Origin of the sequence: Thalassolituus marinus, from assembly GCF_020320395.1 — a bacterium.
GTDB classification, from domain to species: domain Bacteria; phylum Pseudomonadota; class Gammaproteobacteria; order Pseudomonadales; family Oceanobacteraceae; genus Venatoribacter; species Venatoribacter marinus.
This window is the reverse complement of the sequence record NZ_JAEDAH010000096.1, coordinates 45,212-69,968: the sequence shown is the minus strand read 5'-3', so window position 1 is coordinate 69,968 and position 24,757 is coordinate 45,212. Positions and strand designations below refer to the sequence as shown.

Genomic DNA, 24,757 nt, shown 5'->3' with positions numbered 1-24,757 from the left:
TCCGACGTTTCGGAAGGCCCCTCTATGAGGACAAGGGGCCTGGAATATTTCGCAAAAGTTCAAATAAAAATTTGTGGGACAGCAATGACCTCCGGGTGGCTTTTTTGTTGTGATAAAACTATCACCAAGCAAACATTTCTGACAATCCGTACTAATCTTAAGGCATAACGCCATCGTCAACTGGCGTCATTCTGATTTGCGGAGAACCCCATGTTTCGTTCCTTTTCCATTCGCCAGCGTCTTACTACGATGGCGGCAATGCCTTTACTGCTTCTCGTGCTGGTGCTGACCATCAGCTTCAATTCTATGTCCACGCTGAATTCCGGCATTGAGTCGCTGTATCACGATCGTGTGGTTCCTCTGAAGCAGATAAAGGCCACATCAGATCAGTACGGTATTGCCATCGTCGATCTTTTCCACAAATTCAGGGGGCAATAGCTGAGTGCCAGTCAGCTGAACGATGCGATTCACAATGCCCGCGCCCGCGCCGAAGACGAGTGGAATGCCTACAAGGCGACACTGCTGACAGCAGAAGAAAAACGCCTGATCGCCGCTGCCGACCAGGAATTCGGAAAAGCCGCTGCTGTCGCTGAGCGGTTTTTGCAACAAGTCTCGGCAGGTACGTTTTTAAGTATGAATAACCAGCAGTTCATTGCGGAACTGTACGGCGCTTTTGATCCTCTGACGATTGCGCTGGATAAACTCATCAGCCTGCAACTGGAAGTTTCAGAAGCATTCGTTGCCGAATCTCAGGAAAATTTTGCTGCGCTGAAAATGAATCTGCTGCTCTTAGCCGCACTGCTGTTTGTCCTGGTCTCAGTTATCGGAATAGGTATTTACCGCTCCATTCAGGACCCTGTAGCCGAGCTGGGTCGTGATCTTGATGAGATCACCGCGCATCTGGATCTGACCCGCCGGGTGAAAGAAGACGGCCGTGACGAATTGACCCGCCTCAGCGCGTCCTTTAACCACATGCTGACCAGCTTCCACTCTCTGGTTACCAATCTGCGCGATGCGGCCCATCAGTCCAGCACTGCCGCAGAAGAGATGAGCAGCATCAGCCGCCAGGTCAGTTCTACCGTAAGTCATCAGGAAGATCAGGTGGGCATGGTCGCTACCGCCATTACGCAGATGTCTGGCGCGGTTCAGGAAGTTGCTGGCAACGCCAACAGCACCTCAGAGCAAGCCACCGCCGCCGATCAGCAGGCACGCCAGGGACGAGAAAAGGTGCAGCAGAACCTGAATGCAATCAACACGTTGTCCACCTCAGTGAGTCATGCATCAGACGTCATCAACCAGCTGCACAGCCAGTCTGGTGAGATCAGTGAAGTGCTGACCGTCATTCGCAGCATCGCTGAACAAACCAACCTGCTGGCGCTGAACGCCGCCATCGAATCTGCTCGCGCCGGTGAAGCTGGTCGTGGATTTGCCGTCGTGGCTGATGAAGTGCGCAAGCTGGCGCAGAGCACCCAGGAGGCTACAGAATCCATTGGCACCATGATTCAGCAACTGCAGAGTTCAGCGAGCGAAGCCGTGAGCACCATGAATCAGGCAAGTACGGATGCCAGTAGCAGTCTTGGCTATGCCCGTGAAGCCGGCGAACTGCTGGAGTCTATCGCCTCAGCCGTCAGCCGCATTGCTGAAATGAACTTCCAGGTATCGACCGCCACAGAAGAACAGGCACAGGTCGCGGACGAGATTCATAAGAACGTCAGTATGTTCAGTATGGGGCTGAAAGAAGTGTCGGAAAGCGCCAATCAGAGTGCACTGGCCAGTGAAGAAATTGCACGCCTGTCGAATGATCTGCACCAGCAGGTGAATCGCTTTCGCGCCTGATAGATGATTGGCCTGCTACAGCAGCAGGCCATCAAACAGCTCAATGGTTACCATTTCACCGGCTTCAACACGCCCGCGTTCCTGCTCGAGCACGATAAAGCAGTTAGCCTCACTCAGAGAACTGAGCACCCCCGAACTTTGCCCGCCGGTCGCCCGCACCTGAAGGCTTCCATCCTCCGCCAGCGACCAGACGCCACGCTGCAGATCTAACCGCCCCGGGCGCTTGCGCAGCATGGCCGCAGCCTTAGCTGGCAAACGTACAGGTTGCACGGCGTCTTCACCCTGCAGCTTACGCAACATTGGTAATGCCAGCTGATGCAGAGTCACCAGCGCCGACACAGGGTTGCCCGGCAAACCGATAAAGAGGCTTGAAGGCAGGCGACCACAGGCAAAGGGCTTACCCGGTTTGATCGCCAGCCGCCAGAAATCCATACGCCCAAGTGACTCCAGTACATCACGGGTATAGTCGGCTTCGCCAACCGATACCCCTCCGGTGGTGAGCACCACATCGGCCACTTCATCGGCACGCTGAAATGCTTGCCGTAACGCAGCTTCGGAATCTTCAATGGTACCCATAGAGAGTACTTCGCAACCGAAACGCTGCAACAAGGCGCCGACGCCGAAACTGTTGCTCTGGTAAATCTGACCATCAGCCAGCTGCGAACCCGGCTCCACCAGCTCATCGCCGGTAGCCAGCAAGGCCACTTTCAGACGAGCAGACACCATGACACTGTCGATGCCAATACTGGCCAGCAGCCCGGTATCAGCTGCTCGCAATCGCCGCCCCGCACTGAACAACAGCTGGCCATGAAGGATGTCTTCGCCAGCGGCGCGTACGTTATCACCCGCCACCGCCGGCTGAGCGAAGGCCACCGCACCATCTGCCGGCAAGGTGACATTTTCCTGCATCACCACAGTGTCCGTGCCAGCCGGCAGCAGTGCTCCGGTCATAATGCGCACGCATTCGCCTGGCGCCACACTGCCCTCGAAAGGGTGGCCTGCCATACTACGGCCAATAAGCGTCAGCTCAGTGGCCTGCTGCACATCGGCCGCACGGATGGCATAACCATCCATGGCGGAATTCGCTGCCGGTGGCACATTCATCGGACTGGTAATACTTTCCGCCAGAACGCGACCAGCTGCCTCTGCCAGCACAACGCGCTCGCTGCGTTGCAGAGGCACAACGCCAGCAAGCAAGGTTGCCAGTGCCTGATCGACGGGCGCCAGCCCCGGTGAATCACAACTGATCATGGTCACGGCCTCAGGCTACACGACAGTTCACCACCAGCCAGTCGGCCAGTGATGCCTGGAGTTCATCGCCAGACTGCAGCGGGCCAACGCCCGCCGGCGTACCCGTCATGATAATGTCGCCGGGATTCAGGGTAAAAATACTGCTCATATGCGCGATCAGTGGCAGCACCGGAAACAGCATATCGCCACTGTTGCCCTGTTGTTGTAACTGACCATTGCGCTGCAGTTGCAGCTCAATATCGCCCCAGTCAGACACAGCCATCGGTGACACAAACTCGCTCAGCGGGCAGGCTCCGTCAAAGGCTTTGGCGATTTCCCAGGGGTGACCCTTGTCTTTTAAGCCGGCCTGCACATCACGCAATGTCAGATCCAGACCGAGACCAACACCAGCAACTGCACGGGCCACGTCTTCTTCACTGGCAGCCGATAAACGCTCACCAATCAGAATGGCGATTTCCAGCTCATGATGTACGGAACCGCGATCTGCCGGCACGGTAAAAACCGGGCTCATAGCAACGGCGGCATCGGCCGGTTTAATAAACAGAATTGGCGCCGAAGGCACAGGGTTATTCAGCTCTTTGGCATGTTCGGCATAGTTGCGTCCGACGCAGACAATTTTGCCGGTAGCAGATGAGAACGGCTGACCTTCGAGGGTAGGAAAAAACATGGATACGACCCGTCTGAAATAACAGGTCGTTACTATACCGGTTTAAAGGGGGGGAAATCAGTCTTCCATTTTCGGCCGCACCAGCTCCGCCAGTTCCCGGTTAACTGCCGACGGGTCGGCCAGATTCAACTCCAGCAAGCGACGCAGAGCGGTCATGCTGTCGAGATCCATCGAGTCACAGGCGCAACCCACGACATCATCATCGATATGCACCAGCGAACAGATCATTTCTATAACGTCTGTTTCGGACAGCTGCAAAGTGACTTTGATCTGCTGCTCGAATTTCCAGTTCGCACTCTCTGGCCTCACCAGCAGCACGCCACGCAGGCTGATATCCAGACAGTGGGTTTCCAGCACCTGACCATTGGTCTCTACCTGAACCCGGTTCAGAAAGTGCACGCGTTTAAACTGGCGTTGATCCATTATTTACCTCAGCAATAAGGCCAGCCCGACTGCCCGGCCAGCTTCTATTTAGGTGTAGTAGGAATTGCTGAGATAGCAAGGGCGCGGGAGGTCGGAGGTCGGAGGTCGGAGGTCGGAGGTCGGAGGTCGGAGGTCGGAGGTCGGAGGTCGGAGGTCGGAGGTCGGACGCTGGCGATCAGTGTGTTTTCTGATCACGCAGCGTCAAGCTTTTTTCGTGCTTCAAGCTTCAGGCTTCAGGCTTCAGGCTTCAGGCTTCAGGCTTCAGGCTTCAGGCATCCGACGTCCGACGTCTGACTTTCAGCAATTACGCCAACCGCTTGTACTTCATACGCTTAGGCGCCGCATCGTTGCCCAGGCGTTTCTTACGGTCTTCTTCGTACTCGGTGTAGTTACCTTCAAAGAAGGTCACTTTCGATTCACCTTCGTACGCCAGAATGTGAGTGGCAATACGGTCGAGGAACCAGCGGTCGTGGGATACCACCATCACCGCGCCCGGGAAGGCGTCGATGGCTTCTTCCAACGCACGCAGGGTTTCTACGTCGAGGTCGTTGGACGGTTCGTCGAGCAGCAGTACATTAGCGCCCTGTTTCAGGGTGTAAGCCAGTTGCAGTCGGCCACGTTCACCACCGGACAGCTCGCCCACGCGCTTCTGCTGATCGCCGCCTTTGAAGTTAAAGCGGCCGATGTAGGAGCGGCTCGGGTAGTCTTTGCCGTTGATGTTGATCATATCCAGGCCGTCGGAGATGGCTTCCCACACGGTTTTCTTGTCGTCCAGTTCGTCACGCAGCTGCTCAACAAAGGCCAGCTTCACGGTTTCACCGGTAATCACTTCACCGGAATCCGGCTGTTCCTGACCGGCGATCATGCGGAACAGGGTGGATTTACCAGCACCGTTACCACCGATGATGCCGACGATGGCGCCCGGCGGTACGGTGAAGCTCAGGTCGTCGATCAGCACGCGGTCACCGAAGGATTTGGTGACGTTATGAAACTCGATAACCTTGTCGCCCAGACGCGGACCCGGTGGAATATAGATTTCGTTGGTTTCGTTACGCGCCTGGAACTCGCGGGAGTTCATCTCTTCGAAACGGGCCAGACGGGCTTTGGACTTGGCCTGACGACCCTTGGCACCTTTACGCACCCATTCCAGCTCGTGCTTGATAGCCTTGGCGTGAGCCTCTTCCTGTTTCTTTTCCTGCTCGATACGGGCTTCTTTGGTTTCCAGCCAGGTGGTGTAGTTGCCCTGGTACGGAATACCGTGGCCACGATCCAGCTCCAGAATCCACTCAGCACAGTTGTCGAGGAAGTAACGGTCGTGGGTAATGGCCACCACGGTGCCCGGGTATTCTTCCAGGAACTGTTCCAGCCAGCCCACGGATTCGGCGTCCAGGTGGTTGGTTGGTTCGTCGAGTAACAGCATATCCGGCTTGGACATCAGCAGACGGCACAGCGCCACACGACGACGCTCACCGCCGGACAGCTTGGTAACATCGGCATCCCATGGCGGTAAACGCAGCGCATCAGCCGCAATTTCCATCTGGCGATCCACATCGTGGCCACCAGCGGTTTCAATCAGAGCTTCCAGTCGGCCCTGCTTCTTCGCCAGCGCATCAAAATCAGCATCCGGCTCGGCATAAGCGGCATACACAGCATCCAGCTCGGCACGGGCATTCATCAGCTCGGCCAGACCGTCTTCCACGTTGCCTTTCACGTCTTTGTTAGGATCCAGCTCAGGTTCCTGCGGCAGATAGCCGATTTTCAGGTCTGGTTGTGGGCGCGCCTCACCAATGATGTCGGAATCAAGGCCCGCCATAATCTTCAGCAGCGTCGATTTACCGGAACCGTTCAGACCCAGCACACCGATTTTGGCGCCAGGAAAGAACGACAGCGAGATGTCACGCAGAATCTGACGCTTGGGCGGAACAATTTTGCCCAGGCGGTTCATGGTGAATACGTATTGTGCCATGTAAAAAACCCCTCGTATCAGTTGCCGGCAAAGCTACTGAAAAGCGCCTGCAAAGGCAACCGTGGCGCGGCTTCAGCGCTGTCCATCCGACCACCATACGCCGTTCCATCAGCGCAAACATGACAGGTAAGTTAGCGCCAACCTATAGGCCATGGGTTTAATCATGACCACTGATGTCTATACTTAGGCCATATTTGTTGTTTCCGGATCAGTGCATTAATGCTGTTCAACTTGTTTTCTCAGAGCCAGGAACGTTCCGGGGTGTCATCCACACGCCTGAATGCACCACTTTTCGCATTGAGTTTCCTGTTTCTGGTGCTGGTTCTGATTGCAAACAGCTGGCGCCAGTATGAAGCGGAGATGGAAAAGCGCGACTCCGAGGTGCGCCTGATTCTGGACAACTACGCCCGTCAATCCGGGTTGCTGGCCCAGGCTGGCCTGGCGGCCAACCGCATGTTCTGCCACGGCTATCAGAATCTGCTGCACCGCAGCGCACAGGGCAACAAAGACTCGCGGGCTGAGTTATGGAATGACGTTCAGCAGGCCTTCTTCAATGTTACCGGCTATACGCTTTTCTCTGATTCCGGCGATGTACTGGCCGATGGCGGCGGTACGCTCAGCTCGTGGGAAATCGCCGACATTTATACCAACATCGCTGCCTCCGGAGAGAACGAAGGAATGTTCTCGCTGCGCTATGGCTCTCGCGGTGGCTATTACTTTTTTACACGCTTCAGCGTCGACAGCGGCGAACAGTACGTTTTTGTCAGTCGCCGCAGTTACAGCAAGCTGTCAGAAATTATCTACGGTGGTCGCTTCCCCGGTTTCGAAATGATTCTGATCGATACCAGGACCAATTCGATTTCAATCCGTGAACGCTATTATGCTGATTCAGCATCACAGCCAGCCCTAAGCAAGCAGGATGAAGAACGGGCCCTGTACCGCACCAACATCCCCTACACGCACTGGGATGTCATGGCCCTGCCGGTTGAGAAAGACATTATCATCTCGACCTGGAACCGTATCCGTAACCCGTTATCCGTACTGGTCGTATTCAGCGTACTCGCTGGCATGTTGTGGTATTTCCTGCGCCGCGAAGAGAAACGCGCCCAGCGTCTGGAACAACAGCGTCGGCGCACCGAGCAGCGCGCCGACCGTGTACTGATCTCCGTTGATGATGCACTGATATCAACCGATGCCATGGGCGTGATCGACTATGCCAACCCGCAAGGCGCTGCATTACTGATTGAACTCGGTGCACGCCAGTTCCTCGGCAAGTCTCTGAGCTCCCTGTGGCCGGACGAAAGCGCTCTGTGGAATCGTGGCTTATCGCCGCTGGAGCTTGAATACCTGCAGGAAAGCGGACGTCAGCTGACCATCAGTATCGGTGATGAAGAGCGCATTCTTGAGCAGATATACAACCCACTGTACGACGGCAAGCGGATTGTCGGTATGGTGTGGCTGCTGCGCGATGTTACCGACAATGTGAAAGCAACCCAGGCTATGGAAGAGAGCCGGGAGCGCTACAAGGCCTTGTTTGAAGAAGCCGGTGTTGCTCACTGCCTGCTCGACCTGACAGATCTGGATAAGAATGATGGCCATGCACGCCTGATTAACGTCAATGATGCCGCAGTGCGCATGTCCCACGCCCGTGATCGTGAACACCTGCTGCGTGACTACACAGAGCTGTTAGTACAGGACCGCCACGATTTCTACAGCGCCGTTCAGCGCGCGATTGAACTCAACCTGAGCACCACCGAATTTGAAATGCAGTTGTGGACGTTTCAGCGCGAAATCCGCAACTACTGGGTAAACCTCAGCCTGCGTTCCGGCGCCGACAACCAGGCTCTGCTGACCCTGATCGACATCACCGACCGTAAAAAAGCCATTGAACAGATTCAGGAACGTGAATCCTTCTGGTCGAAGGTAACGTCTGCCCTGCCCGATGTTGTTTACGTCATCGAGATTAATGACGAATTGCAAACCCGGGTGGTGTTCTACAACCGTTCCATCGCCGAGTTGCTGGGCTATCCACAGGACAAAATCCCCCGCGGAGACTGGACAACACTGAGCCTGGATTCAGAGACCGGCGTTATCCACGACGCCTTGGTAAAAAACCGCCATACTCCGATTGGCCAGAAAAACGAAACCAATGTGCGCTTCCGTGACTATGAAGGTCGGGTGCGAGTTATCCGTTTCGTCGACACCCCTTTCAGCGTCAACGAAAAGGGATGTGTCGACCGCTACATCGGCACCGGCCGCGACGTTACAGAAGACATTGAGAAGCAGGAACGCATCGCAGAATCAGAGCGTCGCTACCGCTTACTGGCAGAAAACGTAAGCGACATTATCTGGGCCACGGATGCCAACCTGAATTTCGATTTTGTCAGCTCCTCGGTCGAGCCGTTGCTGGGCTACAAACCGGATGAACTGCTGCGCGAAGGCGCTGGTGCTATCTTTAAACGCTCTGACCTGCGCCAGCTGGTTCGTGACCTGCACAACGCGATTCACGAAGCACGGGCCAATCCGGAGCAACCGCGCCTGACCAGGAACCTGATCAGCCGCGATTTCCCTGCCCGCACCCGCACCGGTAGCGAAGTTCTTATCGAGTTGCAGGCGTCGCTGCTGTGGAATGACCATGGTGAAGTTCAGGGCATTATTGGTATTTGCCGTGACGTTGCCGAACAGCGCCAGATTGAGCAGCAGCTGAAACTGGCGGCAGAAGTATTCGACAACAGTAACGAGGCCATTCTGATTACAGATCGCACTCTGAAGATTGTCTCAGTTAACCAGGCATTCACCAATATGTCCGGCTACACCGCTGGCAATGTACTTGGTAAAACCCCGGATTTCCTGATTTCTCAGAAACACCATGACGGCGGGTTCTTCTCTGAAATTGGTGAAGCACTGGTGGTCGATGGTTACTGGCAGGGTGAGATTTTCTATACCCGTGAAAATGGCGAAACCCGTACCGGCTGGGCGGGCGTCAGTGCCATTCGCGACGAAGGCTTTGACGTTCAGAGTCTGATTATCATCATGTCCGATATCACTGAACGTAAAGTGATTGAAGAACGTATTCACAAGCTGGCTTACTTCGATCCGCTGACAGGCTTGCCGAATCGCAGCCAGATGCACGAACGTCTGGATGTCATGCTGCAGAGCGCCAGTAAAAACGACGAAAGCGTCGCCCTGCTGTTTATCGACCTTGATCGCTTCAAACCCATCAACGACTCCATGGGGCACCCAACCGGTGACCAGGTGCTGAAACAGGTTGCCCAGCGACTGCGCAACTGCACCAAAAAGCAGGATCTGGTGTGCCGTATGGGCGGTGATGAATTCACCATCGCCATTGGTGATCAGCTGGATAACGACAAAGCCGCCGACACCGCCATTAAAGTTGCTGAACGTATCCTGCACGAACTGAATCGCCCTTACATCGTCGGTCAGAAAGAAATGTTCCTTAGTGGCAGTATCGGTATTGCCATTTATCCGTACGACGGCAGCAGTGTGATCGAACTGCTGAAAAACTCCGATATCGCCATGTATCACGCCAAGAGCCTGGGACGCGATAACGTGCAGTTCTTTAACAAGAAAATGAATGAAAAAGCAGTGGAACTGCTGGAGCTGGAAAACGACCTGCGCCAAGCGCTGAAGCGGGATCAGTTACTTCTCTACTTCCAGCCACAGTATCAGGCCCGCTCCGGCAAAGCCGTGGCCGCTGAAGCCCTGCTGCGCTGGCAACACCCTAAGAAGGGGCTTATTCCACCGGGTCGCTTTATTCCGATTATCGAAGACACCGGCCTGATCGTACCGATTGGCCAGTGGGTGCTGGAACAGTCGTGTGAGCAGTTTGCCCGCTGGCTGGACGAAGGCATCGAATTACAGCGCATCGCCGTTAACGTTTCTGCCCGTCAGTTCAAGCAGGCCGATTTCATCGACATCGTTACCCGAGCGATCACACGTTCAGGTATCCGTGCCGACCAGCTCGAACTGGAGCTGACCGAAAGCATACTGATCGACGATATCGAACACACTCTGGGTGTACTCAACAGCTTGCGTGAGCTGGGCGTTCGCACGGCCATTGATGACTTCGGTACCGGCTATTCATCGCTGAACTACCTCAAGCAGTTCCCGGTGGACACCCTGAAAATTGACCGCAGCTTTATTCAGAATCTGCCGGACAATAAAGACGATGCGCAGATTACCCGCACCATCATTGCCATGGCGCATAACCTGGGCATGGGTATTATCGCTGAGGGGGTTGAAACCGAAGATCAGCTCAACTTCCTGATCACAGCGCAATGCGAAGAAGTTCAGGGATTCCTGTTCAGCCGCCCCGTCCCCGTAGCGGATATTCACGACATTCTGAAAGACGGCTGACAGCCGGCAAAGCCCCGTTACAACCTGTCTCTTCTATCATGAGCAAAGTTCAGGCACTTGATGATCGCTTCTCAAGTGCCAGATCAAGGACTTTAGGGTAGAATGCCCGCCTAAATTTTTAAGCTAAAACTGGACTATTCAGTCAACTTTTTAACGAGGACGCCCTGATGTTTAGCCGTGATATGAACATAGCGGATTTTGACCCGGAACTGTGGTCAGCGATGAAAGCCGAAGATGCCCGTCAGGAGCATCACATCGAGCTGATCGCATCCGAGAACTACACCAGCCCGCGTGTTATGGAAGCTCAGGGTTCCCAGCTGACCAACAAGTACGCCGAAGGCTACCCGGGTAAGCGTTACTACGGTGGTTGTGAGCACGTTGACGTGATCGAGCAACTGGCCATCGACCGTGCTAAAGAACTGTTCGGTGCAGGCTACGCTAACGTACAGCCACACTCCGGTTCCCAGGCGAACGCAGCGGTTTACTTCGCACTGTGTCAGCCAGGCGACACCATTCTGGGCATGAGCCTGGCACACGGTGGTCACCTGACTCACGGTGCAGCAGTATCTTTCTCTGGTCGTGTATACAACGCCGTTCAGTACGGTCTGAACCCGGAAACCGGCGAAATCGACTACGAAGAAGTTGAGCGTCTGGCACGTGAACACAAGCCAAAAATGATCGTTGCTGGTTTCTCTGCCTACAGCCGTGTTGTTGACTGGCAGCGTTTCCGCACCATCGCTGACGAAGTTGGCGCTTACCTGTTAGTTGACATGGCACACGTTGCCGGTCTGATCGCCGCTGGCCAGTACCCGTCTCCGGTTGGTATTGCTGACGTTGTTACCACCACCACTCACAAAACCCTGCGTGGTCCACGTGGTGGTCTGATTCTGGCCAACGAAGACGAAGAGCTGAACAAGAAGCTGAACTTCGCAGTATTCCCTGAATCTCAGGGCGGCCCACTGATGCACGTTATCGCTGCGAAAGCGGTTTGCTTCAAAGAAGCCATGTCTGACGACTACAAAGCGTATCAGGCACAGGTTCTGGCTAACGCTCGCGCTATGGCAGAAACCTTCATCAGCCGTGGTATCAACGTGGTTTCCGGTGGCACCGACGACCACCTGTTCCTGGTTGATCTGATCGGTAAAGAGTACACAGGTAAAGACGCTGACGCTGCTCTGGGCCGCGCCAACATCACTGTGAACAAGAACTCTGTACCAAACGACCCACGTTCTCCTTTCGTAACCTCTGGTCTGCGTATCGGCTCTCCGGCCATCACCAGCCGTGGTTTCAAAGAAGCACAGGCGAAAGAACTGGCTGGCTGGATCTGCGACATCCTGGATGCGCTGGAAGCTGGTAACTCTGAAGCCGTTGAAGCAGAAGTACAGGCTAAAGTGGTTGCTCTGTGTGAACAGTTCCCTGTTTACAAGTAATCCGGTAAGCCACTGCTGCTGATAAAGCAGCGGCAACAGAAAGCCCCGTCATGATTCGTCATTGCGGGGCTTTTTGATTGGCTGCTGACACCGTCATCAATCAGTCATCAAATTGTCATACCCTCAGCTGATAACGTAAGCGTTCAATTCACATGGGGGAATTGATATGAACAACCAATGGTCACCCATCAACGAACCAGAACTGACGGCCATGCTGGCCGACGCCTGTCAGCGTATGGACACCAGCAGCCAGGCACTGTGGCAGCTGATTCAGTTACCCAAACCCGAACTATGGCAACAGCACCCCTGGGGAGATGAAGGCTGCGGTTTCTGGGTACTGGCGGTCATGGGGCGTCAGTGCATTTACTACAACGATATCTGCCAGGGATTCTGCCGCGGGCATTTCAGTCAGTGGGGACTGATTGATGACTATCAGCAGGAACAACTGTCCCTGTCCGAGCGCCTGACACAGTTTCTGAAACAAATGCAGCCCCTTGCGGAAGCCTGATGGCAGATTAGAACCCCCTGAAATCATCATCCGCAGGTATTAACCGGGTGATTTTGTGCCACGGACTGGCGCTATTTTCCCTTTCCAGCCCCACCTTCCCACCTGTCTGAGCCGGTTACGCCGCTTTCGACGTTTTTTTTGCGCAAATCCACCCGCTCAGGTTGTCCGCCTCTTACCTCCCATCACGTCGGAAACGGGGCTTAAATACTCGTCGGATAAATACAATAACGATGCAGGAGACAACGCTATGACTCAGGCAAGCACAGCAGATTCTACCCCTGTCCGTCAGACAGCAGGGGCAAAAGCCAACATTCCACCACGCCGCATGGACTTCGAGTTCGCCGATGACACCAAGCGTTACTGGTACCGTGACAGTCCGTTCCTGACCACCTTCTGGACCACGCTGTCGACTCTGTTCCCGGAAGGTGAAACCTTCTTCGTGGACTCAGTCCGTAACTACCGTAAAGACATTTCCGACCCGCTGCTGAAAGCACAGGTTTCAGGCTTTATCGGCCAGGAAGCGATGCACAGCAAAGAGCACAAAGCCTTCAACGATCTGGCAGAGAAACATGGCTTCCCGGCCGACAATCTCGACCGCGATCTCGGCTACCTGCTGCGCTTTGCCCGTAAAGTACTGCCGAAGAAGCTCCAGCTGGCGGTGACCGTAGCACTGGAACACTACACCGCCATTCTGGCGGAGCAGCTGCTGCGCGATCCATCGCACCAATCCAACATTCAGGACCCTGAAGCGCTGAAGCTGTGGATGTGGCACGCACTGGAAGAGAACGAACACAAAATCGTGGCGTACGATGTATACAACCTGATCGGTGGTGGTTACTTCACCCGCGTTCTGACCATGATTATCGTCACCTTCTTCTTCTTTGCTGTCGTTGGTATTGGCCATACGCGCATGCTGTGGGCAGACCGCAAACTGTTCGATGTATGGGGTAACCTGAAAGGTTTCTGGTACCTGTGGAGCCCGAAAGGCCTGTTCCCGAAACTGCTGCCACAGTATCTGGATTTCTTCCGTCCGGGCTTCCACCCGAACGACCACGACACCGTTCAGCTGCTGGACGACTGGCGTGAAAAGCTGCTCGGTAAGGGCGGCATGCTGGCTGATCAGATCAAAAACCCGCAACGGGCCTGATCATTTGTGCGGGGTACTGTGCCAATGCAGTACCCCTTCAAAGATACATTGTTCACTTAGCGAGCCAGATTCATACTCTCTTGCTATAACTCATAGACTCGTCACATCTCCCTCCTATACTTGACCAGATACGTCGCTACCGTCCATGGAGGACAATATGTCCAAGTCACGCTTTACCCTTGCAACCCTTCCTCTGGCACTCACCCTGGCAGCCTGTAGTGGCGGCGGTGGTGGCGGTGGCGGCTCTGATGACGAAGACGATGGCAGTGTCGTCAGCGGCGAACCAGCAGCAACGGTTGAAGTAGAGCGGGTCAGCCTGACGGGGCTTGCCATTAAAGGCCTGGCCCGTGGTGCAAAAATTGAACTGTTTGCCCTGGATACCACCAGCGGTACCTTCCAGACCACCGCTCTGGCCAGCGGCAGTACAGACGCTAACGGCCAGTACACGTTCGACTTTGAAGACCGCACACCGCCCTCCGGCGTGGTAAAAGTCGTCCTCAGTTATCAGGATGGTGCCGAACTGCAGTGCGATAACACCAACAGCGGCGATGATGCCACCGCCTGCTACAGCCCCGCAGGCTACGTTCCGCTGGGCGATTACTACTCAATGCCAACAGGCTTCCGTCTGGTATCCATTGCTGACTTCGACAGCAGCGCCGTCGATATCAATGGGGCACGTATTATTAACCTGACGTCACTGAGCAGCCTGGCCAGCAGCCTGCTGGATGAAGACAGTGACAGCAGTCTGACCTATGCCGAAAAAGTACTGAAAGCGAGTGCCCAGATCAAAGCGATTCTGGGTATGAATGCCGACACCGACCTGACCAGCGACACACCCGAAAATCTGGCGGAAGAAGATGATGTCGGCGACCAGGAATACGGTGCGCTGAATGCCGCCTTTATCCGCATCGCAAAAGATACCAATGTCTCAGTAGACACAGTGATCGGCAACTTTATCGACGCCATCACCTCCACCGGTCAAGTTGGTCAGATTGTGTGGAAATCGTCGGATACCAATGATAAGAACACGCTGGCAGTATTGATTGACGCCGCGCGTAACCTGGACACAGGTGCCGACTTCTCTGGCATTCAGACCGAGATTGATGCTGCAACACCGGGCGACTACACAGATAAAGTACCGCCGGTAGTCACACTGGGCAGCAACCAGACTGTTGCCCCCGGCACCAGCGTCACGCTGACCGCCAGCGAAGTGCAGGGCATTACCGGTAAAACCACCATTACCTACAACTGGCTGACCAATGCACCGGGAGCCAGCCTGACCTCCACCACCAACACCCAGACCTTTACCGCCCCACCAACCGAAGGCAACTACCGCGTTGGCGTAAAAGTCACCGATTCAGACACAGGTCTGGAAAGCTCCACCGCGATTACCCTGACGGTCAAAGCACCAGCCGTCATCGGTTCGGCTCTGGATGGTGACTATCACCTTGTTTACAGCGCTCGTCGTCTGGAAAAACAAACCGACGGCTCAACCGCTTACCTGCTGCGCGGTGAAATGGAAGACGGTGGCACCTTTAAAATCGGCACCGGCAGCGAGGGTACGATTCTTTATGAAGCTCCCGGTTTCAGTGCCCTGAACCACTTGTTCGAAAATAATATTTCTGACAGTAACAGCGGTATTTATAGTGAGCTGGAAACCTACACCGGCGAAGGGTTCCAGAGCAAAATCGCCCTCAAGTCCGACGGCACCGCCAGCGTAGACATTCCTAAAGACACCGAGTTAGACAGCGCCGAAGGCATCTACAGCGTCAGTGAAGGGTTCACCCTGCGTCTGGTTCCGGTAGCAAAAGACAACAGTCTTTACCTCGGTTTCGGCGTTGACGACGGTCGTGAATATGGCCTGCTAAACGGTCAGCCGGACACCACCAACCTGCTCTTCGACGACCGTGAAATTATGAATATCATGCTGGCCCGCAAAAACGGCCTGTCGGGCACTGACATCGTGAAAAATGCCGAGTACGTTGGCTTTGAGCTGGAGTTTGGCACCGGTGGCACCAGCAATATCGAAACCTCGGTCTACGATGTTCGCCTGTCCTTCGACGCTAGCGGCGCATTATCATCGTTTGAACCCTACTCGGTGGAATTCAACGGTCAGGTACCGTCATCCATGAATCTGTTACCGCAGCCGGGCGATACCAACGCAGAACCCGGTGACTACAACTTCATTGATGGCCGCTTCACCTACGACGATGTTCCGACCATCGACAGTGCGGGTTCTCATGGCTCGGTATTACTGGCTACTGACCAATCAGCGCTGATGGTGCAGAGTGTTTACTGGAACAACAACCTCAGCAACAATGCCACCAATACCGCCTTTGACTCAACCATTGACCCCTTCTGGCGCTCAACCAGCTTAGGCGTGTTTGTCAAAACACCGGGCTCTGCCATTAACCTGGATGGCAAAACCTTCGCCATTGGCGCGCAGGGCTTCTACAGCGTGCTTGATTCCCAGAGCGCGTCCTCGTTTGGGATGCGTGGGGAATACGGCACGGCTACCTTCTCAGGCTCGACCCTGACCCTCACCCTGACCGGTAAGCAGGTCGCACTGACGCCAGACAGCAGCGGCACCCTGACCTTTGCCAAACCGGCAACCGCCAGTACCCGTACGGTGACCATTGCCGTGGAGCAGATGACCACAGGCTCAGACGGCTGTGCCACCATCGTTACTTCCTCACTGGAGAGCGATACCCCACCGTATAACGGCACATATGCCTGTACCGATGGCAAAACGCTGGTGATGCGTCATTTCAGCACCACCACGGATGGCGGCAACACCCGTAAATATCTGGGCATGATGGTCGGCACCAACGTCGCACAATAAGCCCCCTCTTGCACCAGCGCGTTCAGCGCTGGTGCTTCCCTCCCGAATCCCTTAAAATGTGCGACCTTATTCTCTTACCAGAGTCGCTCTTTACCAGTTATGCATTGCCCTTTCTGCGCCCACCCGGAAACCAAAGTTATTGATTCACGCCTGGTAGCCGATGGCGAGCAGATCCGACGTCGACGGGAATGCATCAGCTGTGGAGAACGCTTTACCACCTTCGAAACTGCCGAACTGGTGATGCCACGCATCATCAAAACCGACGGCACCCGCGAACCCTTCAACGAAGACAAACTGCGCTCAGGCATTCAGCGTGCACTGGAAAAACGCCCGGTCAGTGTTGAAGACATAGAAGCCGCCCTTACCCGCATCAAGCAACAACTGCGTGCCGCTGGCGAACGCGAGATCCCAAGCCGTATGCTGGGCGAATGCGTGATGTCGGAACTGCGTCAGCTCGATCAGGTGGCCTATGTGCGTTTTGCGTCTGTGTATCGCAGTTTCCAGGATCTGGATGAATTCCGCGCCGAGATTGAGCGCATCTCCACCCCCCTGAAGTCTGCTGCAGTGGCCGATGGCACGGGAGAAGAAGGGTGAACCACGAATACTACATGGCCCGGGCACTGCAGTTAGCAGCGCTGGGGCTGTATTCCACCAGCCCGAACCCACGGGTAGGCTGTGTGATTGTGCGCGACGGCGAAATCGTTGGCGAAGGCTGGCACCAGAAAGCCGGTGAGCCCCACGCCGAAGTACACGCGCTGCGCATGGCCGGCGACAAAGCCCGCAGTGCCACGGCTTACGTCACGCTGGAACCCTGCAGCCACCATGGCCGTACCCCGCCGTGCGCCGAAGGCTTAATCAACGCCGGCGTTGCCCGGGTTGTTGGTGCCTGCTCCGACCCCAACCCTCTGGTTGCCGGTCGTGGCTACAACATGCTGCGCGATGCGGGTATCGAAGTGATTACCCCATGCCTCGAAGCTCAGGCGATTGAGATCAACCGCGGCTTTATGCAGCGTATGAGCAGCGGTCTGCCGCTGGTGCGCATTAAGCTGGCGCAGAGTCTGGATGGCCGCACCGCCATGGCCAGCGGTGAAAGCCAGTGGATTACCGGCCCTCAGGCACGGGCCGATGTGCAGCGTTTGCGCGCTCGCAGTTGCGCGATTATTACCGGTGCCGATTCGGTACTGATCGATAACCCATCAATGACCGTACGCCCGGCAGAAACCGGCATCGAGCAGGAACAGCGCCTGTGGCGTCAGCCATTGCGGGTGATCATTGACGGGCAGCAACGGCTGAGCGGCAACGAAGCGATATTCTCTCAGGCCGGCGATATTCTGCTGGCACAGCTGGGTGACGAACGCCCGCTGCAACGCGCCGTAGAACTGGGCAGCCTGAGCCAATGGAGCAGTCCACAGGCAGAAGACACAGGACGTCATATCGATTTAACCGCCCTGCTGCAGCATCTGGCGCAGCTGGGTTGCAATGAAGTACTGGTTGAAAGCGGTGCACAACTGGCAGGCGCCTTTGTCGCCGCCGGACTGGCCGATGAACTGGTACTGTACTGCGCGCCGACATTGCTCGGGAGCAACGCCCGACCACTGCTATCCTTAGGTCTGGACAGCATGAACGAACAGATCCGCTGGCAGTGGAACGATGTGCGAATGGTTGGTAATGATTTGAAGATGGTATTGAGTCGGACGTCGGAGACTTAATGTCGGACGTCCGACGTCAGACGTCAGACGCAAAACAACGCTGAACAGAAACGCGGCTGCGGACGTTATCAGAGCCGTTGCAAAGCGAAAGAGAACGACATGTTTACAGGAATCATTGAAGCGGTGGGTACCGTCGCTTCAGTTAAAAATCAACAGGGCGATCTGGCACTGACCATTAACACGGGCAGCCTCGACCTGAGCGATGTGAAGCTGGGTGACAGTATCGCCACCAATGGCGTTTGTCTGACTGTGGTGGCGTTAACCGGTCAGGGCTTTGTCGCCGATGTATCGCGCGAATCGCTGGCGCACACGCGTATTGAACAGTGGAACAGCGGCACCCGGGTGAACCTGGAAAAAGCCATGCTGCCGACTACCCGTATGGGCGGTCATATTGTTACCGGCCATGTCGATGGCGTCGGTCGTGTAGCGCAACGCAGTGCCGATGCGCGCTCGGTGCGTTTTACCATCAGCGCACCGGAAACACTGCGTAAATACATCGCCGCCAAAGGCTCGGTTACGGTGGATGGCGTCAGCCTCACCGCCAATGCCCTGAGCGATGGTGGTTTTGAACTGAATATCGTGCCGCACACGGCACAGGAAACGACCCTGAATGCACTGAAAGTCGGTGACGAAGTGCATCTGGAAGTCGATATTATCGCCCGCTATCTCGAGCAATTACTGCGCGGTAGCGACGACAAACAAGCAACCTCTGGCAGCAGCATCAGCCAGGCGTTTTTAATGCAAAACGGATTCTGGAAATAAGCAGGCTTAGTTATGGCGCTGAATAAAATCGAAGACATTATTGCTGACATCCGTGACGGCAAAATGGTCATCCTGATGGATGATGAAGATCGTGAAAATGAAGGCGATATCATTGTTGCTGCCGAAAAAGTAACACCAGAAATCATTAACTTTATGGCGACTGAAGCGCGCGGACTGATTTGTCTGACGCTGACCGGCGAACGCTGCGATTACCTCGGCCTGCCAGCCATGGTGGCCGGTAATGGCGCCAAGTTCTCCACGCCGTTTACCGTGTCGATTGAAGCTGCCGAAGGTGTGACCACCGGTATTTCTGCCGCTGACCGCGCCACCACGATTCGTGCTGCGGTTAACCCGATGGGTAAACCAGAAGACATCGTACAGCCGGGGCATATTTTCCCGCTGCGTGCGCGTCCAGGTGGCGTACTGAGCCGTGCCGGTCATACCGAAGCCGGTTGTGATCTGGCGCGTCTGGCCGGACTGATTCCATCCTCGGCAATTGTTGAAGTGATGAATGCCGATGGCACCATGGCGCGTCGCCCGGATCTGGAAATTTTTGCCGAAAAACACGGCATTAAAATTGGCACCATCGCGGATCTGATTCACTACCGCATGGCCAATGAAAAAACCGTAGAAGAGCTGTCGACCGAAACCGTCAGCACTGAATACGGCGAGTTTGTACTGCACACCTTCCGCGATTCCATTCTGAACGAAACCCACCTGGCACTGACCATGGGTAACCTGACAGAAAATGAACCGGCGCTGGTGCGCGTACAGACCAATAACCTGCTGCGTGATGTGCTGGGTATGCGTAACGGCAACAACGACAGCTGGTCTACAGGTGCTGCTCTGAAACGCATTGCCGACGAAGGCAAAGGCGCACTGGTGCTGCTGTCTGCAGGTCAGGCGGAAAATGTTGAAGACAGCCTCGACGGTTTCTTCGGCCGCGCCAGGCCAGTACGCAGTCCGAATAAAGACAGTTCCGGAGCCTTCCTGACCATTGGTACAGGCTCACAGATTCTGCGCGAGCTGGGCATTAAACAAATGCGCCTGCTCAGCTCTGAAATGAAATACAGTGGTATTTCCGGCTTCGATCTGGAAATCACCGAATATCTGCCATTTAACGATTAATCTTGCCCGGGAAGCCGACATGAAACATATCGATACTATTGAAGGAAACCTGACGCCGAACGATGGCAAATACGCTATCGTCGTTGGCCGCTGGAATTCATTTGTTGTAGAAAGCCTGCTCGAAGGTGCGGTGGATTCCCTGCTGCGTCACGGCGTTGAAGAAGACAACATCACCATCATCCGTGCACCGGGTGCCTTTGAAATTCCATTAGTGGTACAGCGCGCGGCAGCGTCTGAGCGTTACGACGCCGTTATCGCTCTGGGTGCGGTTATCCGTGGTGGTACGCCACACTTCGAATACGTGGCTGGCGAATGTGTTAAAGGCCTGTCGTCTGTGTCTCTGGAATTCAGCATTCCGGTTTCTTTCGGCGTACTGACCGTAGACACCATCGAACAAGCTATCGAACGCTCCGGCACCAAAGCAGGCAACAAAGGCGAAGAAGCCGCTATGTCTGCCTTCGAAATGGTTGCCCTGCTGAAAGCAATGGAGGCCTGATCGCATGTCACGCGCATCCGGCAATCAGAAAGCCAGCCCGGCCGCCCGTCGTAAGGCGCGCCGTTTTGCGGTACAGGCTCTGTACCAATGGCAACTGGCTGGTGCAGACCTGTCTCAGATCGAGGCAGAATTCCGCGCCGACAATGATATGAGCAAAGTGGATATGGAATACTTCCACGACATCCTGCACGGTGTTCCTCGCGACAAAACCCTGCTCGATGAAAAGGTCACGCCACTGCTCGACCGCCGCATGGATGAGATGACTCCGGTCGAACTGGCCATCGTACGTCTGGGCGCCTATGAAATGGTGCGTCGTATTGATGTGCCATACAAAGTGGTTATCAACGAAGCCATCGAGCTGACCAAAACCTTCGGTGCCACCGACGGTCACAAGTTTATCAACGGTGTACTGGATAAACTGGCTCAGCGCGAACGTACGGTTGAAATCCGCGGTCCACGCGGCTGACCATGAGTCAGACTCAGGGCGAGTTTGATCTTATCCGCCGCTGCTTTGCCAGCGGCTTCCCTCTGGGTTCTGACGTACTGCTCGGCGTGGGCGATGACTGCTCCGCCGTGCGACCTCCCGCCGGCTACGATCTGGTACAAAGCATTGATACTCAGGTCGCCGATGTTCACTTTCCGCATAACGCCCCGGCGCATTTAATTGCTGGCCGCGCGTTACGCTGTGCCGCCTCCGATCTGGCCGCCATGGGTGCTGCGCCACAGGGTTTTCATCTGGCACTGACACTGCCCGACAGCAACCCCGCCTGGCTTGATCAGTTTGCCCATGGCCTGCGCACCACCGCCCACGATCTGGGCTTACCCTTACTGGGTGGCGATACCACCCGCGGGCCGCTACTGATCATCACCATATCGGTTCAGGGCTGGGTGCCACAGGGGAAAATGCTGACGCGCCACACAGCAAAAGCGGGCGATGAACTCTGGGTCAGCAACACCATTGGCAGTGCGGCACTGGCCCTGCCAGATGTGCTGAAAAATCCCGCCAGCGAACTGGGGCTGGCAAAAGCCTACTACCACCCCACCATTCAGTTCACCCTGGGGCAGCGTCTTGTCGGTATCGCCAGCGCCTGCATGGATATATCCGACGGCTTACTGCAGGACGCCGGACATATCGCCCGCGCCTCTCAGCTAGCCATTGAAATAAACGCCGATCAGGTACCAACCCCGGTCAGCAGCGACCACCCGCACTGGCAAACCTGTTTATCCGGCGGAGATGATTACCAGCTGCTGTTCAGCGCTGCACCAGAGCGCCACAACGACATCCTGGCGCTGAATAGTCTGGCCGGGGTGAATTGCACCTGCATCGGCAGGCTAACAGCAGCAGACGCACAGCAAGGCGCAGGCGTCAGCGTGTTAAAAGACGGCCAGCCGTTCAGCCCGCAGGCCACAGGCTATCAGCACTTCTGAGACTGATATTCTTTCGGTGACACACCATATTGCTGAGCAAAACGGCGCGAGAAATGACTGAGGCTGACATAGCCAACGTCGTAACAGGTTTCCGTAATGCCGCGACCAAACCCCAGTAATTCACGCGCACGCTCCAGCCGGCGCTGCTGAATATATTCCTTCGGCCCACTGCCCATCACATGACGGAACTGTTCGTAGAACTTGCTACGCGACATACAGGCGATCTGACACAGCTGATCGATTTCCAGCGTGTCAGCCAGATGGTCATCGATATAACGTACTACCTCGGTTAAGCCATTCAGCGTCGGGTCCTGACGCGCGCAATGCAGCAGAAAATTACGCCCCTGCTGGCGCAGCATACGCGTCAGTAGTTCAGTGACACCGAGATTTAACACCAGATCGCGATCACTGTCCTGACTGAGAAAGCTGTCGACAATACGCACCAGCAATTGCTGTGTGGCTTCGGTATGAAAGGTGTGCAGCACATGGTCGTGCCGGGGATTCCACTCCCCCAGTTCTTTCGGTAACGGGTTTTTCTGATTCAGCTGATTGCACACTTCGCGCAGCTTATCGCGGCTGATACCCAGAGCCAGGCAACTGGTCGGGTCGGCGTAAGTAGCGTCGGGAAAATCAATATCCACGGTTTCGCCCGGCGCCATAACAAAGGATTCATGCGGTAAAAACACAGAATTAAAATGATTCTTTCCGTGCAGGACTTTTTTACCACTGATCATGCCGCAATAAAGAATTTCCTCGGCATCCAGACGAACCTTATCTGCCGCAGCGAAGGTATCGTAAATCGACAACTCAGCACCATGACTTTCATACACGGTACGGTTCTCGACCAGCTGCTGTGGCCCACCCGCCAGATGTGTTTTACGCCGGTTAAAAGCCGCTCTGCTGACCAATTGATTCGCTGCCATAACAACCTCCCACCGGGGTTATCCTGTTGTTTTTACTTATTATTTTCTGCTGCGCTTGCTTACTGCACTGCTGACATAAAACACTTCAGGACGCTCAGAAAAGCGATCCGGACAACCAGACAAGCGATGAATTATCAGATCACATAGCCTGAACCTTCTCAAGTCTGCGGCCCACGACCATAGTGGAACACGCGGCAACAATAATAAGGAGACACAGCATGATCTACGCAAACCCTGGTCAACCTGGTTCCGTTGTCAGTTTTAAACAGCAGTACCAGAACTTTATTGGCGGCGAATGGGTCGCTCCTGTTAACGGTCGCTACATGGAAAACATCAGCCCGGTAAACGGCAAGGTGTTCTGTGAAGTGCCACGCTCCGATGGTGCCGACATTGAACTGGCACTCGATGCCGCTCACGCAGCAGCAGAAAGCTGGGGCAAGACTTCAGTCACCGCACGCAGCAATATCCTGCTGAAAATCGCCGACCGCATTGAACAGAATCTGGAAGCACTGGCCGTTGCCGAAACCTGGGATAACGGTAAAGCCGTGCGCGAAACCCTGGCGGCGGATATTCCTCTGGCGGCTGACCACTTCCGCTACTTCGCTGGCTGCATTCGTGCACAGGAAGGCAGCATTGGTGAAATCGACGAAACTACCGTGGCCTATCATTTCCACGAACCGCTGGGTGTTGTCGGTCAGATTATTCCGTGGAACTTCCCACTGTTAATGGCAGCGTGGAAACTCGCTCCGGCCCTGGCCGCCGGTAACTGCATTATTCTGAAACCGGCCGAACAAACACCGGCATCCATTCTGGTGTTAATGGAGTTCATCGCCGACCTGCTGCCCGCCGGTGTACTCAACGTGGTGAATGGTGTCGGCGGCGAAGCTGGTCAGGCGCTGGCAACCTCGACCCGCATTGCCAAAATTGCCTTTACCGGTTCAACCCCGGTGGGTGCTCACATTATGAAATGCGCGGCAGAAAATATTATTCCCTCCACCGTAGAGCTGGGTGGTAAATCACCGAACATTTATTTCGATGATGTGATGTCCCACGAAGACAGCTTCCTGAGTAAAGCGGTAGAAGGCACGGTACTGGCATTCTTTAACCAGGGTGAAGTATGTACCTGCCCAAGCCGCCTGTTAATTCAGGAAAGCATGTACGACGCCTTTATGGAAAAAGTCATCGAGCGTATCGGTCAGATTAAACGCGGCAACCCACTGGATACCGAAACCATGGTCGGCGCACAGGCATCACAGGAACAGTTCGATAAAATCATGGGCTACCTGAAAATCGGCCGCGAAGAAGGTGCAGAAGTACTGACCGGTGGCGACGCCGAATCGCTGGAAGGCGATCTGGGTACGGGTTATTACATTCAGCCAACACTGCTGAAAGGTAATAACAACATGCGCGTATTCCAGGAAGAAATCTTCGGCCCTGTCGTTGCAGTAACCACCTTTAAAGACGAAGCCGAAGCACTGGCCATTGCCAACGACACCGAGTTTGGTCTGGGTGCGGGTGTATGGTCTCGTGATATGAACCGCGCTTACCGCATGGGCCGTGGTATTCAGGCTGGCCGTGTATGGACCAACTGCTACCACGCCTACCCAGCGCACGCCGCGTTCGGTGGCTACAAAAAATCGGGTGTTGGTCGCGAGACCCACAAGATGATGCTGGATCATTATCAGCAGACCAAAAACCTGCTGGTTAGCTACAGCACTGATCCACTGGGCTTCTTCTGATTTTCAGAAGGCCTCCGATCCTGACCGATCGGGAAATTCTTCATACTGCCTGCTGATACTTCAGCACCGCCCGCTTAATGCGGGCGTTTTTTACCTTAGAAATACGATAATGGTGGCGTCACATT

The 24,757-nt window shown here is 55.1% G+C and carries 19 protein-coding genes and 1 pseudogene; 15 read left to right on the top strand and 5 right to left on the bottom strand.

Annotated features, from left to right (window positions below; translation table 11 throughout):
• Nucleotides 1-210 precede the first annotated feature (210 nt).
• Both I9W95_RS15385 and I9W95_RS15380 read left to right on the top strand, forming a co-directional pair.
• Nucleotides 211-747: pseudogene (locus I9W95_RS15385) on the top strand (MCP four helix bundle domain-containing protein); the annotation flags it as partial.
• Nucleotides 748-774: 27 nt separating this feature from the next.
• Nucleotides 775-1,836, top strand: coding sequence for a methyl-accepting chemotaxis protein (locus tag I9W95_RS15380; RefSeq protein ID WP_225676469.1), 1,062 nt, complete (start codon nucleotides 775-777; stop codon nucleotides 1,834-1,836).
• Nucleotides 1,837-1,851: 15 nt separating this feature from the next.
• Here the strand turns inward: I9W95_RS15380 and moeA are convergent, their stop codons facing one another.
• From moeA to ettA, 4 genes are all read right to left on the bottom strand, one after another.
• Nucleotides 1,852-3,087, bottom strand: coding sequence for a molybdopterin molybdotransferase MoeA (moeA, locus tag I9W95_RS15375; RefSeq protein WP_225676464.1), 1,236 nt, complete (start codon nucleotides 3,085-3,087; stop codon nucleotides 1,852-1,854).
• A gap of 10 nt (nucleotides 3,088-3,097) precedes the next feature.
• The gene (locus I9W95_RS15370; RefSeq protein WP_225676462.1) at nucleotides 3,098-3,754 is read right to left on the bottom strand and encodes a fumarylacetoacetate hydrolase family protein; all 657 of its coding nucleotides are present in this window, start codon (nucleotides 3,752-3,754) and stop codon (nucleotides 3,098-3,100) included.
• Between the two features lie 57 nt (nucleotides 3,755-3,811).
• Nucleotides 3,812-4,177 (bottom strand): PilZ domain-containing protein, encoded by a 366-nt coding sequence (locus I9W95_RS15365; protein WP_225676460.1) that lies wholly within the window; start codon nucleotides 4,175-4,177, stop codon nucleotides 3,812-3,814.
• 304 nt (nucleotides 4,178-4,481) lie between these two features.
• The gene (gene ettA, locus I9W95_RS15360; protein ID WP_225676458.1) at nucleotides 4,482-6,143 is read right to left on the bottom strand and encodes an energy-dependent translational throttle protein EttA; all 1,662 of its coding nucleotides are present in this window, start codon (nucleotides 6,141-6,143) and stop codon (nucleotides 4,482-4,484) included.
• Between the two features lie 261 nt (nucleotides 6,144-6,404).
• Here ettA and I9W95_RS15355 point away from each other — a divergent pair, with 261 nt between their 5' ends.
• From I9W95_RS15355 to thiL, 12 genes are all read left to right on the top strand, one after another.
• Nucleotides 6,405-10,520 carry a sensor domain-containing protein gene (locus I9W95_RS15355; protein WP_225676456.1) on the top strand — a complete coding sequence of 1,372 codons (4,116 nt, stop codon included), beginning with the start codon at nucleotides 6,405-6,407 and terminating at the stop codon, nucleotides 10,518-10,520.
• Nucleotides 10,521-10,687: 167 nt separating this feature from the next.
• Entirely contained in the window at nucleotides 10,688-11,950 is a 1,263-nt protein-coding gene (gene glyA, locus I9W95_RS15350; RefSeq protein ID WP_225676454.1) for a serine hydroxymethyltransferase, read from the top strand.
• A gap of 166 nt (nucleotides 11,951-12,116) precedes the next feature.
• On the top strand, nucleotides 12,117-12,458 hold the full coding sequence (locus I9W95_RS15345; RefSeq protein ID WP_225676452.1) for a hypothetical protein: 342 nt from the start codon (nucleotides 12,117-12,119) through the stop codon (nucleotides 12,456-12,458).
• 247 nt (nucleotides 12,459-12,705) lie between these two features.
• Nucleotides 12,706-13,605 carry a metal-dependent hydrolase gene (locus tag I9W95_RS15340; protein WP_225676450.1) on the top strand — a complete coding sequence of 300 codons (900 nt, stop codon included), beginning with the start codon at nucleotides 12,706-12,708 and terminating at the stop codon, nucleotides 13,603-13,605.
• 157 nt (nucleotides 13,606-13,762) lie between these two features.
• Nucleotides 13,763-16,447 (top strand): hypothetical protein, encoded by a 2,685-nt coding sequence (locus I9W95_RS15335; RefSeq protein WP_225676448.1) that lies wholly within the window; start codon nucleotides 13,763-13,765, stop codon nucleotides 16,445-16,447.
• Nucleotides 16,448-16,546: 99 nt separating this feature from the next.
• On the top strand, nucleotides 16,547-17,041 hold the full coding sequence (gene nrdR / locus I9W95_RS15330; protein ID WP_225676446.1) for a transcriptional regulator NrdR: 495 nt from the start codon (nucleotides 16,547-16,549) through the stop codon (nucleotides 17,039-17,041).
• On the top strand, nucleotides 17,038-18,156 hold the full coding sequence (ribD, locus tag I9W95_RS15325; protein ID WP_225676444.1) for a bifunctional diaminohydroxyphosphoribosylaminopyrimidine deaminase/5-amino-6-(5-phosphoribosylamino)uracil reductase RibD: 1,119 nt from the start codon (nucleotides 17,038-17,040) through the stop codon (nucleotides 18,154-18,156). The genes nrdR and ribD overlap by 4 nt, the downstream gene beginning before the upstream one ends.
• A gap of 99 nt (nucleotides 18,157-18,255) precedes the next feature.
• On the top strand, nucleotides 18,256-18,918 hold the full coding sequence (locus I9W95_RS15320) for a riboflavin synthase (protein ID WP_225676442.1): 663 nt from the start codon (nucleotides 18,256-18,258) through the stop codon (nucleotides 18,916-18,918).
• Nucleotides 18,919-18,930: 12 nt separating this feature from the next.
• Nucleotides 18,931-20,046: a 3,4-dihydroxy-2-butanone-4-phosphate synthase gene (ribB, locus tag I9W95_RS15315; RefSeq protein ID WP_225676440.1), complete on the top strand. Its 1,116-nt coding sequence runs from the start codon at nucleotides 18,931-18,933 to the stop codon at nucleotides 20,044-20,046.
• A 19-nt stretch (nucleotides 20,047-20,065) separates the two neighbouring features.
• Nucleotides 20,066-20,542, top strand: a complete 477-nt coding sequence (gene ribH, locus I9W95_RS15310) for a 6,7-dimethyl-8-ribityllumazine synthase (protein ID WP_225676438.1) — start codon at nucleotides 20,066-20,068, stop codon at nucleotides 20,540-20,542.
• Between the two features lie 4 nt (nucleotides 20,543-20,546).
• Entirely contained in the window at nucleotides 20,547-21,008 is a 462-nt protein-coding gene (gene nusB / locus I9W95_RS15305) for a transcription antitermination factor NusB (protein ID WP_225676436.1), read from the top strand.
• 2 nt (nucleotides 21,009-21,010) lie between these two features.
• Nucleotides 21,011-21,970 (top strand): thiamine-phosphate kinase, encoded by a 960-nt coding sequence (thiL, locus tag I9W95_RS15300; RefSeq protein ID WP_225676435.1) that lies wholly within the window; start codon nucleotides 21,011-21,013, stop codon nucleotides 21,968-21,970.
• On the opposite strand, the gene I9W95_RS15295 is transcribed toward thiL, so the two are convergent.
• A complete protein-coding gene (locus I9W95_RS15295) occupies nucleotides 21,958-22,893 on the bottom strand; it encodes a helix-turn-helix domain-containing protein (protein ID WP_225676433.1) in 936 nt (311 codons plus the stop codon). The two genes, thiL and I9W95_RS15295, sit on opposite strands and share 13 nt — an antisense overlap.
• Before the next feature lie 218 nt (nucleotides 22,894-23,111).
• On the opposite strand from I9W95_RS15295, the gene exaC reads away from it, so the two are divergent.
• Nucleotides 23,112-24,632, top strand: a complete 1,521-nt coding sequence (gene exaC, locus I9W95_RS15290) for an acetaldehyde dehydrogenase ExaC (protein WP_225676431.1) — start codon at nucleotides 23,112-23,114, stop codon at nucleotides 24,630-24,632.
• Nucleotides 24,633-24,757 lie beyond the last annotated feature (125 nt).

Excerpts from the sequence above, each read along its gene's own strand:
- I9W95_RS15320 (WP_225676442.1), top strand. The coding sequence starts at position 18,256 with ATGTTTACAGGAATCATTGAAGCGGTGGGTACCGTCGCTTCAGTTAAA.
- I9W95_RS15380 (WP_225676469.1), top strand. The coding sequence starts at position 775 with ATGAATCTGCTGCTCTTAGCCGCACTGCTGTTTGTCCTGGTCTCAGTT.
- I9W95_RS15345 (WP_225676452.1), top strand. The coding sequence starts at position 12,117 with ATGAACAACCAATGGTCACCCATCAACGAACCAGAACTGACGGCCATG.
- ribH (WP_225676438.1), top strand. The coding sequence starts at position 20,066 with ATGAAACATATCGATACTATTGAAGGAAACCTGACGCCGAACGATGGC.
- nusB (WP_225676436.1), top strand. The coding sequence starts at position 20,547 with ATGTCACGCGCATCCGGCAATCAGAAAGCCAGCCCGGCCGCCCGTCGT.
- thiL (WP_225676435.1), top strand. The coding sequence starts at position 21,011 with ATGAGTCAGACTCAGGGCGAGTTTGATCTTATCCGCCGCTGCTTTGCC.
- I9W95_RS15365 (WP_225676460.1), bottom strand. The coding sequence starts at position 4,177 with ATGGATCAACGCCAGTTTAAACGCGTGCACTTTCTGAACCGGGTTCAG.
- ribB (WP_225676440.1), top strand. The coding sequence starts at position 18,931 with ATGGCGCTGAATAAAATCGAAGACATTATTGCTGACATCCGTGACGGC.
- ettA (WP_225676458.1), bottom strand. The coding sequence starts at position 6,143 with ATGGCACAATACGTATTCACCATGAACCGCCTGGGCAAAATTGTTCCG.
- moeA (WP_225676464.1), bottom strand. The coding sequence starts at position 3,087 with ATGATCAGTTGTGATTCACCGGGGCTGGCGCCCGTCGATCAGGCACTG.
- I9W95_RS15295 (WP_225676433.1), bottom strand. The coding sequence starts at position 22,893 with ATGGCAGCGAATCAATTGGTCAGCAGAGCGGCTTTTAACCGGCGTAAA.
- I9W95_RS15340 (WP_225676450.1), top strand. The coding sequence starts at position 12,706 with ATGACTCAGGCAAGCACAGCAGATTCTACCCCTGTCCGTCAGACAGCA.
- glyA (WP_225676454.1), top strand. The coding sequence starts at position 10,688 with ATGTTTAGCCGTGATATGAACATAGCGGATTTTGACCCGGAACTGTGG.
- nrdR (WP_225676446.1), top strand. The coding sequence starts at position 16,547 with ATGCATTGCCCTTTCTGCGCCCACCCGGAAACCAAAGTTATTGATTCA.
- I9W95_RS15370 (WP_225676462.1), bottom strand. The coding sequence starts at position 3,754 with ATGTTTTTTCCTACCCTCGAAGGTCAGCCGTTCTCATCTGCTACCGGC.
- I9W95_RS15335 (WP_225676448.1), top strand. The coding sequence starts at position 13,763 with ATGTCCAAGTCACGCTTTACCCTTGCAACCCTTCCTCTGGCACTCACC.
- exaC (WP_225676431.1), top strand. The coding sequence starts at position 23,112 with ATGATCTACGCAAACCCTGGTCAACCTGGTTCCGTTGTCAGTTTTAAA.